The organism is Bradyrhizobium sp. Ghvi, assembly GCF_900115265.1.
Classification (GTDB): Bacteria; Pseudomonadota; Alphaproteobacteria; order Rhizobiales; family Xanthobacteraceae; genus Bradyrhizobium.
Window position 1 is genome coordinate 1 of record NZ_FOVU01000028.1, and the last position, 18696, is coordinate 18696.

The following is an 18696-nucleotide window of genomic DNA, read 5'->3' on the forward strand; positions in this document are numbered from 1 at the left end:
CCAGCAACCGTTTCAGCCGCGTGTTCTCGTCCTCCAGCGTCTTCAGCCGCTTGGCCTCCGACACCTCCAGCCCACCGAACTTGGCCTTCCATTTGTAGATGCTGGCGTCGCTGACGCCATGCTTGCGGCAAAGATCGGCGACTGACACGCCGGCCTCATGCTCCTTCAAAATCCCGATGATCTGTTCTTCCGTAAAGCGGCTGCGCTTCATGCTCTGGTCCTTGTCGTGGGCCAGAACGAACTTCAAACTGGATTAAGCCCGAGGGGCAAGGTCACGGGACATCCCGCCCGATCGCGGCACGTTACGTTTACGAGATCCAGAGAATAAGGCTTGCCCATCCATGCTGGCCTCCTATCCAGCCAGCATGGTGGATCAGAAACGCACTGATTGGGAATCCCAAATGGATTCAACCTAAACCCATTCACGCTTTAGCAGGCTGTTGAAGAAGGAGCCAATCGGCGGGCAATGAAGGGAATGTCGCCGCCGCCTTCGGGTTACTTCGAGCGAGGACCAGCCATCCTTCTCAGTGCGCTGCATGCGACGAGCCACGACGTCTATTTCAGCCAACTGTTTATCAGGTAAGTTCCCCGGCTTTCTCGTACTTAGCAAGCAGGTACTCAAGCTCGTCAGGGGCCCCAATCGAGCCGACTAGTTCGCCATACCGCTCCAATGTTTTGGATACGAATACGTAGCAACCTCGCTCGTTGAAATAGTCAATTTAGTATTCCCCACTAGAGTAGGCAGTGCCCTGAACCTTCTTAAGGATGTATAAATTCCCCGTGCAGGCAACACCAACTCATCACGATAGGACAATGTGCCACAATAGTAAGCTCGGTCGATCTATTTATCCTAGGCGAGGTGCGGATCAGAGGGCCACACCGTTCACGAGGAGTGCACCGCATTGCGCCGCGTTCGTGTTGTTGGAGATGGATGCGTGATGAGCAGATGCTCGTTGCCGAGTTGGACGGGATGACGTCCGATAAACGGTGGCGAGTCCGCGCCCAAGCTGCATGGCAGACAGCGTTCCTCAGTAATGGCGACGTCGGCACCTGCACTGGCGATTGGCGACCTGAGTGAGCCGTAAAATGGAAATGCTCCCGCGCGTGGCCACATGTTTTTGGCATGAAGGTTTCCAATGGTCCCTCTGGCGAAATTAAGGCGGGGCCAGCTGCAAGATTGCGTCGCCCGTGCGCTGCGGAAGATCGAACAGCAGGACCGCATATGAGGCGATCATGATCGGACAGCTCGTTTAATGCGGGCGTGAGCGCGCGACTCGATGATTGCAATCCACGTATTCGGGCGCGGCGAGCGCGAGATCGGTGCCCAGATAGACCTATTTGTGTCCGGAGCCCGCCAGCTAGAGCATCTGGCTGCACTGGCCGCGAACTCGCCTGCGGCGAGGGAGGCGGCCCTGGCAAGCCCTAGGACCAAACCTAGGACCCGTGATCAAACTCAGTGCAGCGCGCAACGAGTTCCGCCATCGAGCGACTTGCGTTCTGCTCGCAACTCCGCTCCCGAACGAACAGATGGAGAATATCGATGCAACGTTCAACACTTCCTCTCTTTGGCGTCAAGGTCGTAGATTTCGGCCAGTATATTGCAGGCCCAGCAGTGGCGATGATCCTGGGGGATCTTGGTGCCACGGTCGTGCATGTTGATCCCCCCTCAGGTCCTCTTTGGGACAGCCCCGCCAATGCGGTCCTCAACCGAAACAAGCTGATCGTCTCGATCGATCTGAAGACTGAGAAGGGCTTGTCGCACGCGCAGGCGCTTGTCGAAGAAGCGGATATAGTAGTCGAGAATTTCCGACCGGGAGTGCTGTGCCGGCTCGGGATCGACTTTGCGACCTTGCGCAAAGCGCGGCCGGATAAGATAACAGTGTCAATTCCGGGCTTTGCTTCCAGCGATCAGCTCCGTCGCGAGTGGCGCGCCTTCGAGCCTGTGGTCGCGGCATCCTCGGGCCTGTTTACTGACATGGGACTAAGCCGCGTGCTAATGGGTATCAATCCGTCATTCTCCCCGCTGCCTCTGGCATCCGCTTACGGCACGATGCTCGCAGTATCCGCCACGGTCTTGGCGCTTCAGGCGCGGGAGCGCAGCGGCATCGGCGACCAAATCGAGGTGCCTCTTGCGTGTGCGATAATGGAGGGCCTCGCATATAACTTAATCGCCATCGATAACCTTCCGCCCCGCTACAAGTGTCAACGTGAGCGGGAGATCTCTCGGCGTCGCGAGACCGGCTTGCCGATGGATATGTCTTATGAGTCCTCGCAAGAGCTGCTCGATCCGTTTTTCCGCAATTACAGATGCAAGGACGGTCGCATGTTCTATGTCGTCTGCTTGGGTCACAAGGTTCACACTAAGCGCTGCTTGGAGGTGCTCGGACTTTACGACCAACTGGTAGCCGAGGGGTTTGCAGAGGAGGTCGATGCCTATCTTCCTATGGTCGAATGGAGATCCGACGTCTCGCTCGCGTCTGCTTTGCCGAAATATTGGGCCGACAAGATCGCCAGACGGATGAAGACGATCTTCCTGACCCAAACGGCAAAGGAATGGGAGCGCATCTTCGGGGACGCGCGAATTCCCGGCGCGATGCAACGTTGGCTACGGGAATGGATCGGCGACGATCATGCCAAACAGACGGGCCTGATGCTCGAGCTCGACGATCCCGGGTACGGTCGGATGATCCAGCCCGGACCGGTGGCTTGGCTGGAGGGGAGCGGGGAAGCGATGTTGAAACCTTCTCCCCGGAAATCGATTTCTTTCGATCAAGCACTCAGCGAATTTTTGGCAAGCCCTACCAAGCTGCAGGCGGGCCAGGCGGTGGAAAGGTCAGCGGGATGGCTCGACGGTGTCCGGGTTCTCGACCTCAGCAACGTAATCGCTGGTCCGCATTCGACTTGCTATCTCGCACGTTTCGGAGCTGAAGTGATCAAGGTGGATCCAGTAAGGCCTCCTTACGGCCCAACCACAGTGCTCTCCGGCATGACGCATTTGTGCGGCAAGCGCTCCATTCTGGTGGACATAAAATCATCCCCCGGCCGTGAAGTCCTTGAGAAGTTGGTAAAGTCTGTTGATGTCGTCCTCTGGAATGCATCTGACGACCAAGTGCAGCGCAGAGGGCTCGATTCGGATAGCATGAAAAAGCTTAACGAAAATGCGATCTTCTGCCAACTTGATTGTTTTGGGGGCATTCGACGTGGTCCTCGCAGCGACTACCTCGGCTACGAAAACCTCGTGCAGGCGACAACTGGCATCATGCTGAGGTGCGGCGGTTCTGCGGAGACACCGGAAGAATACGCGCACATCGGGACACTCGATGTTATGGGCGGTTTTGCCGCGGCTCTCGTTATTGCTGCCGCAATCTACCAAAAGGCCAAAATCGGCAAAACGGAACGGGCCCGGACTTCACTGTCCGCACTCTCAGGCCTTCTTCAGGTGCCATTCTGCTACGACTATGATGGGCGCAGCGAATTCGAAGAGCCGTCCGGCCTCCATGCCAAGGGCTATGATGCGCTCGTCCATTTGTACGAAACAGCTTCCGGCCGCAGTCTCGTGCTCAGCGCCTTGGAGCATGACCTTCCTCGCCTTACTGAAATCGACGGTCTTGAAGGGCTTGCTTCTGCGCGCATAGAAGATCGAGCCTCTTTCCTTGCCGAGGCTATCCGGAAGGTACCGGCCGAGGAATGGTTACAAAGATTTCATGCAGCCGATATCGGCGCTGCGAGCTGCGACAGCATCGCGGCTATCCGCTTAGCAAATTCAAGGCCTGCCGATAGCACCCCAGGGATCGACCAGGATAGTTATTCCTTCTCCGTATTTGGTGCTCATCCCAGCGGGCATACCGTGACGCAAGTTGATCTTTTCGCAATCCGGCCCACTGCGGGAAAGGTATATGCTCTCCATTCCGCGGAAAAATACGGTGCATCGACGAGGCAAGTTTTGCGGTCATTGCAATACTCGGACGCCGAAATAGACGCGTTGCTCGTCGCAGGTGCCATAAGCGAAAGCTGGAGCCGTGAGTATTTACCAAATTGAAGAGAGGCAAACGTTCGCCTTTCTCATAAAGCCAGTAGCAGAGACAGCATAGCTCCGCAGAGGCTGTTTCCCTACGCACGTCAGATCGCGTGGAAGCGGATCGCTCTGCGGTGGTCACCCAAATTCGTCGTTAGAGACAGTTTGCTAGAAAGGACATTCATCATGCCGACGGGGTCAGAAGATCGGAGACAGCGACATGAGCACCTTCCGGGGGCCTGATCGCATTCGCAGAGTGGCCTGCGTGGGAACGGGACTGATCGGCGGCGGGTTCGCAGCTCTCTTTCTCGCACGCGGGCTCGACGTTATCGTTTGGGCGCGGGCGGCAGACGCCCCGGAACGCCTCGACAAGTTCCTCACGACGGCTTGGCCGACACTGGAGCGCCTCGGTGCGCGTGCGGAGGATCGGGGCACCTTAAGTTGGGCGAGCACAGCGGCCGAGGCGGTAACGACCGCAGATTTCGTGCAAGAAAGTGTTCCGGACCGGCTGGAGCTGAAGCGAAGCTTCTACGACGAGATCGAGCCCTTTGTGCCGGCGGACGTGGTCATCGCTTCATCCACCTCCGGGATCACCATAGCTGATCTCCAAGCTGGGCGGACGCAATCGCCGCGCGTGGTCATCGGACACCCATTCAATCCGCCCTATCTCATCCCGTTGGTGGAGGTCGCTGGTGCGCCGTATACGAGTGCCGAGGCGCTCGCTGCGGCAGATGGGTTTTATAGATCACTGGGTAAGGTCGTCATTCGCATGGATCACGAGACCCGGGGCTTCATTGCCAATCACCTGCAGGCGGCGTTGGAGCGGGAGGCCATGCACCTCGTCGCTGAGGGGCACGCAACACCCCAGCAGGTCGATGCCGCGGTCGTGCACGGACTTGCCCCACGGTGGACCGCAATCGGTCCCTGCATGGTCCGGCACCTGGGAACTCAAGCGGGTGTCCGCGCGTATTTTGATCGTTTCCATCTGGGCAGCGAGCCCTTTCTTTCCCACTTGCAACCTGCAGAATTCACCCCTGAGCTAATTCAAGCGATGGAGGAAGGCTGTCGCGGCATGGTGGCAGGTCGCGACAGAACCGAAATTGCAACGGCACGGGATCGCATGGTCTGCGAGACGCTGCTCGCCCAGAAGAGAGCGGGAATTTCGAAACACGGAGTCTGAACAGGTGCACCAAGATCGTACTCCGCTCTTTTTCGGTTCGTGCGCCGCGTTCGTCGATGCCGGATGGTCTGGTGCGCCAGTACAACCATGCCTTGCCGGATGCTCTCCCGATTGCCGACTCGAGGGGTCAAACCGAAGTAGCTACTGAGCTTATCCGGTGACTGGAAGCGTGCGATGTCGCCGATGGAGGCCAGTACATTCGATGCGACGACCGAACTCACGCCGGGGATCGTCATCAGCTTGAGAGCCCGTCGATCGTCCAGAGCCTGCTGGGCCACGACTTTGTCGATTTCCGACAGTTGCTTCGTCACGCGTTCGAGTTCCGTGATAAGACGCTGGAGCATCGCACGCTCCTTCGATGGAAGAGGCAGACTGTGCGGCCAATGCTGTCCGCGCTTGCCGAAGAGATAGCCTTTGTAGGGCGGGATGAGGTTCGCATGCAGGATAGCCTTCATGCGTGCTTTAATCCGGATGATCTGCGCCAAGACGCCAGCGCGCTCGGCCATCTGGCGCCGGCGGCTTTGGGTGTCCTCGTCAGCAACCCAGACCTCCGGCAAGAAGCCGGCAGCATGCAACTTTGCCAGGGTCCGAGCATCGACCTTGTCCGTTTTGACTCGCGCATAGGCGATCGTCCGAACGAGCCTCGGATTGGCGACCGCGACGCGCTTAACGTGCGGGCGCAGAATACGTTCGACCGCCGCGCTGTTGCCCGTTACCTCGATGACCACCTCATCCTCGAGGCTCAGTGTCTTGGCAAAGGCGACAAGCCGATGGTGGACGACATCAACGCGGAGCTGTCGGATTATTGTTCCGTCCTCCAGGATCGCCACTTGGACGAAGGATCGGTGGATGTCCATGCCGACGATTTGCATGCTTGGTTCTCCTTTGTCTCAGGAGCCAGTGGCTTGCACGACATCTACGGATCCGCGCTCGCAGCGCAGCCGGGCAAGTCGTAGGGGCGGCCAAGTAACAAAGCGAGCTCACAGCTCATGGTCATGGCGGCCTGCCACCGTTTCGTGCTCCAGCGCCCCTATCCCGGCTTGGACAGACTGATCCGGACGACCGGTCCTCTCCACCGGGTTTGAGTGCTGAAACATCATGACCTTTACCAATGCCGCCGAAAGGGGCCTGCGAGGCATCGCTCTCGGGCGAAAATCTTGGCTGTTCTGCGGCTCTGATCGCGGAGGTCGGCGCGCTGCGGCCATGTACAGCCTGATCGTCACCTTCCTATGCCGCGCGCGGCATAGCGCTGTTTATGCCGCCCGCCGAACTATGCCGAGTCGGGTCGTCTTCCCCAGATTTCTCGCTGACCGGCGTTTGGTCGGTTCGGCATAGTTCGTTCTGTGCCTCCGCTTTCAACAGCGGAGAACAGGAAGATGGAAGCTGAAGAGTACTTGGGCAGAAGCCGACTGTACCGGCGTCTCAGAATCGGGCCGTATGGACGGCTGGTCGAGTGCTACGCCGCTCGTCTCGTCGAAGAGAGGCTCGTTCGGCACGGCGCGTGGCGTTGCCTCAACGTAGTTGGCGGGCTCCTGAGTTGGATCGCGGGCCGTCGCTACAAGCTGGTCGATCTCGATGAGCAGGTCGTTGAGCGGTACCTCCGACATCGAGGCGGGAGGCAGTCTATCCAACCCGGTGACCGAGCTGCGCTCAAGCGGTGGCTGTCGGTGCTGCGCGAGGAAGGCGCGATCGCGCCGTTGGTGCTACCGCCTCTCACCCCGCACGAACGGATCTTCATGGAGTTCGATGCCTACCTGAGATCGGGAGGGCGGCTTGGCCCCGAGGTCCATCGTCCGCCATCTCCCAGTCATCCGCAGGTTCCTGCACGAGGTGTGCTCCGGCGGCGCCGCCGCCCTGTGCTAGATCAAACAAGAGGACGTGATCCGCTACATTGAGCGCCATGCCCAGGATTGGAGCCCGGGAACAGGCAAGGCGATGCGCTGGTCGTTGCGCGCCTTTCTCCGTTACCTCCACCATCGGGGGCTGAACGCGCCCCTTGGCGGATAGCGTTCCATCGATGCGGCGATGGAAGCTCGCAACTCTGCAGACCTATCTGCCTGCCGCACAGGTGCGGAAGGCTCTCGACGGTTGCGACCGAAAGACGGTGATGGGACGGCGCGACTACGCCATTCTGTTGTTGCTGGCCAAGCTCGGCCTGCGGGCCGACGAAGTCGCGACGCTCACGCTCGATGATATCGACTGGCGCGCCAGCGAGATACTCGTTCGCGCCAAGGGCCGACAGCGTGCAAGGATGCCGATACCGCCAGACGTTGGCGCGGCCATCGTTGCATATCTGCGCAGTGGCCGCCAAAGTCGCCGTGCCGACGGTTGTTCGTCCGCACACTCGCGCCGCACATCGGGTTTGCTTCGGATGTGCGATCACCATGATCGCCAAGGCCGCCCTCGATCGCGTTGGAATCGACGGTTCTGCACACCGCGGCGCCCATATCTTCCGACACAGTCTCGCTACCGAGCTTCTCCGATCTGGCGCGACCTTGTCGGAGATCGGACAGTTGCTGCGGCACGAGAATCACGACGCTACCCGGATTTACGCGAAGGTGGACATCGATGCGTTGAGAACATTGAGCCTGCCCTGGCCGGGAGGCATGCAATGACAAATCTGCGCGCCGCACTCGATAAGTACCTGAACATGCGCCAGGGGTTTGGATACAAGTACGAGCACCAGACCCGTCGGCTCGCCGACTTCGTCGCTTTCATGGAGAAGCGCAAAGCCAGGATCATCACGACGAAGCTGGCAATGGAATGGGCAACGCTGCCGCCCGATCGTCATGCATCCTGGGCGCTGCGATTGAGCGACGTGCGCGGGTTCGCGCCATGTCGCCAACTTCGATCCGAGAACGGAGGTACCGCCCGTCGGCATGCTGCCCGGATGGAAGCGCCCCAAGCCCTATGTCTACAGCGACGCGGAGATCGATGCGTTGCTGACGGCAGCGCTGGCACTGCCGCCAGCGGGCGGGCTGCGCCGATGGACGTACCATACCCTGTTCGGGCTGATCGCGGTGACTCGACGCCGGCGTGCTGACGGTCCGGCTGACCAAGTTCGGCAAGTCGCGGCTCGTGCCATTGCATCCGACGCCAAGAACCGCGTTGCGCGATTACGCCCACCGGCGCGGATCACGCTGCGGCTCGACCTTCTTCGTTGCCGAACAGGGAGGCCGCTTGCTGCACCAGTACGTTCATCGCGTCTTCTGGCGATTGTCCAGAGAGATTGGGCTGTGGCGCCCAGGTGATCATACCGGGCCACGCGTGCACGACTTCCGTCATCGCTTCGCCGTGCGCTATACTTACTGGTATCTCTCGGCCTACCCCGAGTTGATGGAAACGGCGCGGCGTCTCGATCGACGGTGAGAGGTGACGTCATGAATGCAATGTCGCCACGTTGATCGAGCGCTTCTTCACCGAGCGCCTCATGCGCCAGCGCAATGTTAGCGCCAACACGATCGCCTCCTACAGGGACACGTTCCGGCTGCTGTTCATGTTCGCACAGGTGCAGCTGCGGAAGTCCCCATCGGCCCTGACGTTCACCGATTTGGACGCAACGTTCATCGGCGCGTTCCTAACCGATCTCGAAGTAAAGCGCGGCGCCAGCGCGAAGACGCGTAACCTGCGTCTGACCGCCATCCGATCCTTCTTCAGGTTCGTGTCCTTCGAGGAGCCGGCACAGAGCGCGCTGATCCAGCGCGTGCTCGCCATACCGAGCAAGCGCCACGATAAGCGACAGGTGCACTTCCTGACGCGCGCCGAGATCGAGGCGGTTCTCGCGGCGCCCGATCGAACGACGTGGCTTGGCCGCCGCGATCACACCTTGCTGCTGGTCGCGGCCCAGACGGGCTTGCGCTCTCCGAGCTGACCGGCCTTGACCGGCATGCCGTCCACCTCGGGTCTGGCGCACACGTACGATGCGTCGTAAAGGGCGGAAGGAGCGGACCCCTCCGCTGACCACACTCGCTCGGTGCGCGCTCCAGGCATGGCAAGGAGCCGTTACGTAAAGGAGCAACATCGTTGTTCCCCAACGTGCACGGGGGCCAGCTCAGTGCCGACAGAGTCCAGTCGCTCCTGGGAAAGCATGTTCGCGTCGCTCAGAAGAGTTGCCCGTCCTTGAAGGCCAAGAGCGTGTCACCGCACGTGCTGAGGCACAGCGCTGCGATGGAACTGCTGCAGGCCGGCGTCGACTGCTCCGTGATCGCGCTGTGGCTCGGTCATGAATCGGTCGAGACGACGCAGACGTACCTGCACGCTCACCTCGCCCTCAAGGAAGCTGCCCTGGCGAAGCTTAAGCCGTACGAGCGCGGCAAACGGCAAACGAACCCGCTTCCAGCCGAACGACCGCTTGCTCGCCTTTCTGGAGGCGCTCTGATCGACCAGACTATGCCCAGTGGAATGGGGCTGCCCTGCACGCGATCGACGGTGCCAGCGTGACAATTGCGTGCCATACCAAACCCGTTCGGCATAGTTCGGCGGGCGGCATAAACGGCTAAAATGAACGGCGTCGATCCGCAGGCCCGGCTGGCTGATGTTCTTGCCCGCATTGCCGCTGATCCGGCCCGTCGACTAGTTTAGCTAGTGCCGCGCTGCGAGATCGCGCCTGTGCCAGCGGTCGTAATTCGCCCTGCCACGACGCTTTCTGGGCCTGAGATCACGGATGCCGACAGGTTCGGCGCATGCTCGCCGAGCAGCGCCAAGATCGCTTTCTGGAAATCGCCAGTCGAGATGCCGCGCAGACAGAGCATCGGTAGCAGGGCATTCCCCTCATCGTCCGCAGGGCCCCACAGCGCCAGGATCGCTTAAGTGAAGCGGATCCGATCGGCTCCGGTCGCACCATGGTCTTCGACCTTGGGCTGGCCGATCTCGATCGCGCCGAGCGGCAGCAATCTCTACGGGCAGAGCCAAAGCCGTACCGCACAACACGGCGCGGCCATTCGGCAGGTTTAGCTCTGCCGTCGTCGCCAGAAATGCCTGCAGCTCGATCTCTACGACCCAGGCGAGTAGCTCAAGGGCTTCGTTCCGCCGAATTTCTGTCAGTGAATCGTCAACCGCAGACCGCCGACGAAAGGCCGGCATGTTGGTCGCACCGGTCATCGAGCATTGCTCTCCTCAAAAGGTTCTGACAGGCGCGACGCGCCGCCTCTCTCCACGCGTCATCACCACTTCATTGTATAGCTCCTTCGCCAGAGGGATCATTGGCAGCCTTCAGAGGAACAAAGATGATGGCCGCCGGCGGGAGCGACGCGTTTTCCACTTTACAGCTCACCGAGGTCGTCAATCGCCAGTGCAGGTGCCGACGTTGGCGTTGCTCAAGAACTCTGTATGCCTCGCGACCATTTATCAGACGTCATCGCGTGCAGCCCAGCAACGAGCAGCTCCTCACCGCGGATCCATCTCCATCGACACGAACGCGGCACGATGCGGCGCACTCCTTGTGAGTCGGTTTGGCCTCTCTGATACAGTACTGGCGTGGACGATGAATAGATCGATCGAGCTTACCATTGCGGCTTCTTGTCCTATCGTTATGAGGAGCTATCGTGATGAGTTGGTCTTTGCTTAAAGAGCGAGTTGTACCTCCATAACGAGGACCACGACCCTGCCTACTCTAATGGGGAATACTATATTGACTCCTGGAAGAAACGGTGTTGCTACGTATCTGCATTCTAGCAAGAGAAATGTCGAGGGCCAGCTGCGTGGACGCGGACCGCGGCTTCCGAGAATGAGCTCGCAGGCTTACTCGACGTACTGGTTTGAACTAGCTCTTCACAAGTGCATGTCGAGACCGGACCCGGCTGCTTGCTAGCCGAAACTTCTTCGGAATTCAAAATTTGTCTGTTGCGATTAGCGCAGGAATCGATATGAGCGACAAAACCAACGCCGACATGTTCAGCGCCATCGGCCTCACAGTGCCGCTGCAGTATGATGCGTTCCGGTACATTTGGCTGACCAGCTTACTGTTTAATCTCGGCGTGCTGATCCGGGGAGTCGGCGCGGCTTGGGCGATGACGCAGATGACAGCGTCGTCCGAAAAGGTCGCTCTTGTGCAGACCGCAGTAATGCTGCCGGTTATGCTGATTTCGATGCCAGCCGGGGCAATTGCCGACATGTATGATCGGCGCATCGTAGGCCTGGTCTCGCTCTCCATCTCGCTCGCGGGCGCGACCGCGTTGACGACATTCGCCTGTTTCGACCTCATCACCCCGAACCTCTTGCTCGCATTGTGCTTCGTGATCGGCTGCGGCTGGGCGCTGTTGAGTCCAGCTTGGCAATCCTCTGTTAGTGAGCAGGTGCCGCCGGAAGCGCTTCCCGCAGCAGTTGCGCTGAACAGCATCAGCTACAATCTTGCGCTCAGCGTGGGGCCAGCCGTCGGCGGCATTGTGGTGGCAACGGCGGGCGCGGTAGCCACGTTCGCGCTCAGTGCATTGCTCTATTTGCCGTTGATGGTCGCATTGTTCCATTGGCGACGCATTACAGAACCTTTTCGTCCGCCACCTGAAAGGCTCAACCGCGCCATCGTTTCGAGCTTGCGCTACATCACCAATTCACGATCTATCAAGATCGTCTTGATCCGCACGATGGTGACGGGTGCGATCGGCAGCGGCATTGTCGCCCTGATGCCGCTGGTCGCCCGCGATCTTCTGCACGGTGGCGCCAAAACCTATGGTATCATGGTCAGTGCCTTTGGTCTGGGCTCGGTGATCGGCGCGCTCATAGTCACGGAGCTGCGCAGCCGGATGAGCGACGAAAGCGCGATCTGCGCTTGTGCGCTCTCGATGGGCGGTGCGATTGTCGCGGTCGCGCTTAACCGTGAGCCGGTGTTGACGGCCGCCTCGCTGATCGTGTCGGGCGGTGCGTGGATGATGGGGTGGACGCTGCTCAACATTGGCGTGCAGCTGTCTGCGCCACGCTGGATGGTGGGCCGTTCGATCGCAATCCACCAGGCCGCGGGATCAGGCGGCATTGCCTTTGGCAGCTGGGGTTGGGGCCATCTGCTCGATTTTGCGGGCGTCCAAGCGGCGCTCCTGGCCTCGGCTGGCCTAATGCTGGCTTCACCACTATTGGGGCTTTGGCTGCGCATTCCGAGGAGCACCCAGCGGGAATAACCGGACTATTCGGGATTTCCGGCTAAGAGCGATGCCTCCCAAGCCCCGTTCGGCGCACCCATCCGGCGTAGCTTTCAATTACCCACAAATGCTTGATTCATTGCGGTAGTCCTGATCGAAAAATCTGGAATCGGATGAATCGCTTGTGATTCATTGTCGGGCACCTGAATCGCGACGGCGAGGTGCCTTGATGTGTTCAAGCGGGACGACGTGTCGTTGGTCGGCTGAGCCGGATGATGGTGATGAAAGTGCCCTCGAACATTGGACGGAGCGCGAGATCGACAAGACAGCGTTCAAGGATGCCCGTCTCGGTCAACGATTTAGCGAGCGGTTGAAGCAAATTGGTGACGGCATGGGCGGGAGCATACCGTTCGCGTGCCAGGACTGGGCGAACACGAAGGCGGCTTACTGCTTCTTCGCCAACGAGCGCGCGGAGGAAGCCGACATCCTCAGCGGTCACTTCGCCGCCACGCGCGCGCGTTACGATGATTGTAGAGGCCCGATCCTCCTTATTCAGGACACGACGAAATTCTCCTACCAGCGCGCAAACACGAGCGCTATTGGCCTGACCAAGAGCGTCAACAGCGGCCGGGATAAGGACGGCCGTTGGCGCCATCACACGGTCTGCCGGAATGCTGATGCATTCCAGTCTCGCCGTGACCGTCGAGGGCCTACCGCTGGGCTTGGCGGCGGTGAAGTTCTGGACACGGAAAAAGTTCAAAGGCACGGCGCAGCTCAAGAAGATCAACCCAACCCGCGTTCCGATTGAGAAGTAGGAAAGCGTTTGCTGGCTTGACAATCTCAAGCACGGCGCGTTGCATTCATATCGGCGACCGTGAAAGCGACATCTACGAATTATCTTGCCTGACGCAAAAGCTTGGCGCTCACTTCCTTGTCCGCGCCTGCGTCGATCGGCTGGCAGGCGATGGCGGTCATACGATTGCAATCGAGATGGAAGAGACCAGCGTCAAGGGCTTGCATTACATCGACGTGCGCAACGACAAGGGAGAGATGACGAAGGCCGCGCTGGAAATCAAGTTCAAGCGGATCGCGGTCTTGCCTCCCATCGGGAAGCAGAAACGTTATCCAGCCCTCGACCTGACGATAATCATGCCACCGAGCGCGGTACGCCAAAAGGCCGTAAACCAATTGAGTGGAAGCTCATCACGGACCTAGCCGTCCGCAGTCGCTCTGAAACAATCGAGAAGATCAACTGGTACGCCATGCGGTGGAAAATCGAGGTGTTCCACGATCCTGAAATCGGGCTGCAAGGCGGAAGACTCAAAACTCCGGACCGCGGAGCGACTTGCCAATCTAATGGCGGCCTTCTGCATTCTGACCTGGCGCGTCCTCTGGCTCACCATGCTCAATCGCATCGCCCCAGACGCGTCACCGAAGCTCGCATTGATGGACACCGAGATCGCGTTGCTCGATCGACTCATCAGCGGCGCCTGACCATCGACGATGTGGCCCTGGAACCCTTGCATTTTATCTTACCAAACGTGCACGATTGGGTGGCTACCTGGCCAGGGCGGGCGATCCGCCGCCTGGAAATGTTGTCATCTGGCGCGGCCTCTCGAGACTCACAGATATCGAACTCGGCGCCGAAATCGCAGCGGCTGGAAATGTGGGTAATTGAAAGCCGGCGTAGACCGCGGGGTCGGTTGGATGCGCGGCCAGCGTCTAAGCGATTCCGGATTCTCTTTATAAACTTGAATGAGCTCGATGAGACGCTCGATGCGGAAGTCGGTGAACGCTTGAACGCCGTCTTCGCCAACGCCAAACACCCAAATGGCGCCGTCCTCGATCTTCATTTCGTTGGCGACATCTCGTACCCAATCTTCATCTTCGCCGAGGTCTTTCGCGACCTGGGTGATGGTCGTGACGTGATGGACCTTGTTGACGTGGGTGGTCATGCTGCTCGAGCGTCGATCGCTGATGATGCTGGCGTCCAATTCCAGGGCAGCAGCTCGTGTAGACTAGAGCATGCTGTTTTTATACGGAAACATAGCCTGAGTTTTTGAGGTAGTTGGCGCACTCTTCGGCAGAGAAGAGATCGAGGAGTTCGCCGACCTTTTGCCAGGTTGCCTCGACGTCACGAGGCTCGGCAGCTCGGACCAAGTGTTTGAGTTTGGCGAAAACTTGCTCGATCGGATTGAGGTCTGGACTGTAGGGCGGCAGGAAGAGCAGATGCGCTCCCTTGGCACGGATGGCATCGCGGGCCGACTTGCCCTTGTGACTACCGAGATTGTCGAGGATGACGACTTCGCCCCTTGTCAGGGTGGGCGCCAGCACCTTTTCGACATAGAGCGTGAACAACTCGCCATTGATGGGACAGTCAATGACCCAGGGCGCGCTGATGCGGTCGTGACGTAGCGCCGCGATAAAGGTCATGGTCTTCCAATGACCGAACGGTGCATATGCTTGCAGGCGCTGCCCACAGGGTCCCCAGCCGCGCAGCGGCGCCATGTTGGTCTTGATCCAAGTCTCGTCGATAAAGACCAGGCGCGAAGCATCGATCCTGCCTTGATGCGCCTTCCAGCGGGTCCGCTTACGGGCGACGTCGGGACGGTTTTGCTCGGTGGGATGAATTGTTTTTTTTTGAAGCTGAGCCCCTCGGTGTGAACAAAAGTCCACACCGCCCGCACGTCTGTCTTGATCCCGCGCGCGGCCAGTTCCTGCGTCAACTTGCGTAAGGTGAAATGGCCCCGAGCGAATGCGCTTGCGTAGCCACTCGGCATTGGCGTCCGGCAGAACCCGCCTCTTGTGGCCGCCGATCTTGCCAGGCGCAAGGCTTCCCGTATCTCGCCTCAGGTTCTTCCACTTCGTCACACAGGAGGGACTGATCTGTAGCGCCTCTGCGATCGAACGAACTGTCTCGCCCGCGTCAGCCCGTGCCAAGGCCCGCTCCGGATGTCTTCCGAGTACGGTCGCGTCATCCATGCTGGCCTCCGTCACCAGCACGGAGTTTGAATCAGAAATCCACCCCTCTGGGAATCCCGATTCCAGCGAAAAACAACATGCTCTAGCACCTGATCCGAGCCGCGGAGTTCCAAGACCTCAAGGTAATCTGGCGAAAGCTCAGTGAATTCCTCGACCTCTTCTCAAGCCTCCGCGGGCAAACTGAGTTGTCGCCCGGAACGAGCTTTGTCCAGTTGACGACCCTGATGTGCTGGTTGTCCTAACAAAACTTGTTGCAACGTCAACAGCCATATCAATCTGGAGTTCATCACACAAGTTTCCTGAGAGTTGTGGCAGAAGCTTTTGGCGGGAGACAAAATCTAGTCAGCGGACTTGGTCCATTTCAAGGACGGGTTAACGCCTCGATAGTAGATTGTTCGACTGGCCTATAGCGGGCAGACGTCGGTGGCCGCGCCCAGCCGCAGGCATCTGTCCGTGCGGCGCCGACGCGGTTTGTATGGAGGTCGCGACCAAGCTAAAAATCTGCCGTTTGCGTCCGCTTCCATGTAGGAATTTCCGCTTGTTTCTAAAAATTTGTCGTTCTACCCATGCGCCCTAGTTTCTCGGGCATGAATCTTGAGGGCCAGCTTCTCGCGCACCTCCTCTGAGCTCATCACCCGTGCTCCAATGGAGTTGAGAATCAGCACTGCCTGCTCGACGAGCTCGGCATTTGTCGCGAGCCGCCCACGGGATAGGTACAGGTTGTCCTCCAAGCCTACCCTCACGTTGGCGCCCACCAACGGCGCCAAGGCTACATAGGGGAGCTGCATCCTTCCGATGGAGAAAGCCGAGTAGATGGTGCGCGGCGGTAGCCGATGCACTAGCGCCATGAGCGTGGTCAAATCGTTCGGCGCGCCGTACCGAATTCCCATGCACAATTGGATCAACGGCGGCTCATCGATCAGCCCCTCTTTGATGAGCTCGTGAATATGTATCAAGTGGCCGGTATCGAATACCTCGAGCTCAGGACGAACGCCAAGCTCTTTTACACGTTTGGCCATCGCTCGCAGCATGCCATGAGTGTTGACCATCACGAACTCGTCCACGGTGCCGAAGTTCATCGACCCGCAGTCCAGTGTGCAAATCTCCGGGCGCAGCTCTTCAATGTGTACCAGCCGTTCAAGCGCGCCTGGCATGTCCGTCCCCGCTGCCGGCGGCAGCGGAGAGCCCGGCCCACTCAGTACGAGGTTGCATCCAACACCCGCCGTCAGATTTATCACCGGATTGACATCCGACTCCCGGATGCGCTGCACTACTGCCCGAAACAGTGCCGGATCCCGGGACCCCCGCCCGGTCCTCGGATCACGTACGTGAATGTGTACCACCGCCGCGCCCGCTCGCGTCGCATCAATCGCCTCCTCAGCGATTCGCTCCGGGCTTACTGGCACATTCGGTTGTTTCGGCGTCCCTCCCCCTGTAACAGCGCACGTGATGAATACGTCGGAAATCATCTCACCTGTCTCCTCTTGCTCACGTCTCACCAATCATAAGCCTCATTCCATGCCGTCAATTCTTCAGAAGTTATGCGCGCTTGGTTCGAGGCACCGGCGTCAGCGCATTCATGTGGATCGACATCGGAAAATTCTTTGCAAGCCCGCTGCGAACCGGTTGAGTGCGACAGCTCAGTGCAGCAATTGGCGTGCCACTCGCGGAAAACCCTCTATGGCGTCCAGACACGAAAGATGGCGTTAGCTTTTAAATGCTATTGTAATCATGCTGACCGTGTTTCCGACCAAGAGTAGTGAATCGAACAAAGTGAGATAATTGCGCGTAGCGTGAAGTCGATCGCTATTTTTTCGTGCGACCCTTGAACGCTGCTTGAAGATGAAGGTTCATGTGGGAGCTAACGGTCGATGCGATCGCAAAGAGCGCCTTCTTGGGAAGAAGCGTCGTCGCTTGGAACGAACGGCAGCTACCGTGCGTAGGCGATACGCTCCGGAATCGTGTTATTGCCGAGTATCACCCTGTAAGAAGATCCACACACAATCTAGTTCAGTGCAGACCGTGAAGGTCCAGGAACGCGTGAGGCGTCCTCGAAGCCCACGTGATCGGGCGATCGACGGCCAAATATAAGCTCGATGGTGCGTTTGGACCTGATCGTTGCATCGAGCGGCGACAAGTTGCGGACCGTCTCGCGTCCACGGAAATGGCCCAACCCGGGCCCATCGGGAAGTTTTCCCGTCTGAAGGGAAGGCTATGAATACCTTCTATTCGGCATCAGCGACTTGATCGTGGTGCCGAGGGAAGCGTTCACCGCTAGCTGTTGGACGTGAAGGGCGAAATAGGCAAGAGCCGCCGCCGCGAGGCCTGATCGGAAGGACCACGAATCAAACATGCGGGCCAATTAACAAGAGTAGGATTGTAAGGTGCCATGTCGAAGAGCGGGAAACACACATCGGGAAGTCCATATCCATCAAACACGCAACGTGGCTCCGGCCGTCGTGCATCGAAGGCCACTGAACGTTCCCGGGGGAGATCTGTCGGCGTCGCTGGACGGCCATGGAGGCGATGGTGAGGTCGGGTGACGATCTGGAAGAGGCTTTTATAGGTCACGCCGGCGAAGCTATTGCGCACTGTCAAGCCGAAAAGGGGAGCAATTGCTAGCCAGAATCGCAAGGATGAAGGATCATGGCAGAATGCGGCCGCGTGCCCACAAGCCTGTACTCGCCAGAGACTGCGAATGTATCTCAGGCGACAACGGCAGAACGGGCAGAACCGACCTAACGAATTCGCTGCTTGCCAAAGTTCAAGGCATCGGTGGTCGCCCGGCCTCTGGCGCATGCCTAGTTCGAACGCGACAACTTCCTTGATGCTCGCGGTCTCCCACGGATACTGGTTTCTGCGCCAGCTTACTCAGTTGAATCGCGTGGTTCGGTCCTGTATGCCCGATGGTGATGGAAGGGTGCCTGTTGACCTGCCACTGAGTTTTCATCCGGTGGCGGTTAGAGTCTCGGAGTTTTGTACGCCAAGTGGCGCGGGTGGAGCAACGGACGATCGGCGGAGCTGGTCGGGGTTGCGCAGCCGGTCGTCCGTTGCGGTGAGGTGGGCGGCATAGGCCGCTGGGGCGCATTGCCTCGCCTTAATTGTTACCGGATGCTGAGCCGTTGCCTCACGTAAATTGCTCCCCTGAGTCGGGGACGAGCGGGGGCGCAGATGGGGCGGCTGAGCATGGCAACGCGGAAGGAACTGACGGCGGCGGCAGGCGTGCGTTATCGGCATTCGGATCGCGCGAAGAAGGCACGAATATTAGATGAGTTCGTCGACATCACTGGGTTTCATCGCAAGCATGCGATGCGACTACTTCGAGGCCAGGAAGACGCACGCCCAGGCCGACGGCCGCGACGTCGGATCTATAATGAGGCAGAACACAACGCGCTCGTGCTCCTTTGGGAAGCGTCAGACCGGATCTGCGGGAAGCGGCTGAAGGCGTT

12 protein-coding genes and 8 pseudogenes are annotated in these 18696 nt (G+C 59.1%); 14 read left to right on the forward strand and 6 right to left on the reverse strand.

Annotated features, from left to right (window positions below; genetic code table 11):
- Positions 1–211, reverse strand: a 211-nt coding sequence (locus tag BM374_RS37100; RefSeq protein ID WP_143270331.1) for a transposase, incomplete at its 3' end; no start/stop codon positions are given.
- 1329 nt (positions 212–1540) lie between these two features.
- On the opposite strand from BM374_RS37100, the gene BM374_RS37105 reads away from it, so the two are divergent.
- Both BM374_RS37105 and BM374_RS37110 read left to right on the forward strand, forming a co-directional pair.
- Positions 1541–4039 (forward strand): CoA transferase, encoded by a 2499-nt coding sequence (locus BM374_RS37105; RefSeq protein ID WP_092303857.1) that lies wholly within the window; start codon positions 1541–1543, stop codon positions 4037–4039.
- Between the two features lie 196 nt (positions 4040–4235).
- Positions 4236–5195, forward strand: a complete 960-nt coding sequence (locus BM374_RS37110; protein ID WP_092303859.1) for a 3-hydroxyacyl-CoA dehydrogenase NAD-binding domain-containing protein — start codon at positions 4236–4238, stop codon at positions 5193–5195.
- 128 nt (positions 5196–5323) lie between these two features.
- On the opposite strand, the pseudogene BM374_RS39805 reads toward BM374_RS37110, so the two are convergent.
- Positions 5324–6067 (reverse strand): annotated as a pseudogene (locus BM374_RS39805) (IS110 family transposase); the annotation flags it as partial.
- A 238-nt stretch (positions 6068–6305) separates the two neighbouring features.
- Between BM374_RS39805 and BM374_RS38310 the strand changes: the two are divergent.
- From BM374_RS38310 to BM374_RS39840, 11 genes and pseudogenes are all read left to right on the forward strand, one after another.
- Positions 6306–6419 (forward strand): annotated as a pseudogene (locus tag BM374_RS38310) (IS66 family transposase); the annotation flags it as partial.
- Positions 6420–7302: 883 nt separating this feature from the next.
- Positions 7303–7440: pseudogene (locus BM374_RS39810) on the forward strand (tyrosine-type recombinase/integrase); the annotation flags it as partial.
- A gap of 139 nt (positions 7441–7579) precedes the next feature.
- Positions 7580–7810 (forward strand): tyrosine-type recombinase/integrase, encoded by a 231-nt coding sequence (locus tag BM374_RS39815; protein WP_244552867.1) that lies wholly within the window; start codon positions 7580–7582, stop codon positions 7808–7810.
- On the forward strand, positions 7807–8238 hold the full coding sequence (locus BM374_RS40435; protein WP_502689499.1) for a hypothetical protein: 432 nt from the start codon (positions 7807–7809) through the stop codon (positions 8236–8238). The genes BM374_RS39815 and BM374_RS40435 overlap by 4 nt, the downstream gene beginning before the upstream one ends.
- Positions 8232–8564: a site-specific integrase gene (locus BM374_RS40440; RefSeq protein WP_502689497.1), complete on the forward strand. Its 333-nt coding sequence runs from the start codon at positions 8232–8234 to the stop codon at positions 8562–8564. Before BM374_RS40435 ends, BM374_RS40440 begins: the two co-directional genes overlap by 7 nt.
- 31 nt (positions 8565–8595) lie before the next feature.
- Positions 8596–9573: pseudogene (locus tag BM374_RS40445) on the forward strand (tyrosine-type recombinase/integrase).
- A 113-nt stretch (positions 9574–9686) separates the two neighbouring features.
- Positions 9687–9776, forward strand: a pseudogene (locus BM374_RS37140) (transposase domain-containing protein); the annotation flags it as partial.
- A 1283-nt stretch (positions 9777–11059) separates the two neighbouring features.
- Positions 11060–12286 (forward strand): annotated as a pseudogene (locus BM374_RS37145) (MFS transporter); the annotation flags it as partial.
- Positions 12287–12494: 208 nt separating this feature from the next.
- Complete coding sequence (locus BM374_RS39830) at positions 12495–13073, forward strand: IS4/Tn5 family transposase DNA-binding protein (protein WP_244552869.1); 579 nt, start codon at positions 12495–12497, stop codon at positions 13071–13073.
- A gap of 23 nt (positions 13074–13096) precedes the next feature.
- On the forward strand, positions 13097–13480 hold the full coding sequence (locus BM374_RS39835) for a hypothetical protein (RefSeq protein ID WP_244552864.1): 384 nt from the start codon (positions 13097–13099) through the stop codon (positions 13478–13480).
- 141 nt (positions 13481–13621) lie between these two features.
- Positions 13622–13759 (forward strand): hypothetical protein, encoded by a 138-nt coding sequence (locus tag BM374_RS39840; protein ID WP_244552865.1) that lies wholly within the window; start codon positions 13622–13624, stop codon positions 13757–13759.
- A 128-nt stretch (positions 13760–13887) separates the two neighbouring features.
- On the opposite strand, the gene BM374_RS37155 is transcribed toward BM374_RS39840, so the two are convergent.
- The 4 genes and pseudogenes from BM374_RS37155 to BM374_RS38315 all read right to left on the reverse strand — a co-directional run.
- Complete coding sequence (locus tag BM374_RS37155; RefSeq protein WP_502689498.1) at positions 13888–14220, reverse strand: hypothetical protein; 333 nt, start codon at positions 14218–14220, stop codon at positions 13888–13890.
- A gap of 79 nt (positions 14221–14299) precedes the next feature.
- The gene (locus BM374_RS37160; RefSeq protein ID WP_244552866.1) at positions 14300–15247 is read right to left on the reverse strand and encodes an IS630 family transposase; all 948 of its coding nucleotides are present in this window, start codon (positions 15245–15247) and stop codon (positions 14300–14302) included.
- Between the two features lie 560 nt (positions 15248–15807).
- Entirely contained in the window at positions 15808–16716 is a 909-nt protein-coding gene (locus BM374_RS37165) for a beta-keto acid cleavage family enzyme (protein WP_092303867.1), read from the reverse strand.
- A gap of 1477 nt (positions 16717–18193) precedes the next feature.
- Positions 18194–18328 (reverse strand): annotated as a pseudogene (locus BM374_RS38315) (IS3 family transposase); the annotation flags it as partial.
- Between the two features lie 90 nt (positions 18329–18418).
- On the opposite strand from BM374_RS38315, the pseudogene BM374_RS37175 reads away from it, so the two are divergent.
- Positions 18419–18696, forward strand: a pseudogene (locus BM374_RS37175) (ISNCY family transposase); the annotation flags it as partial.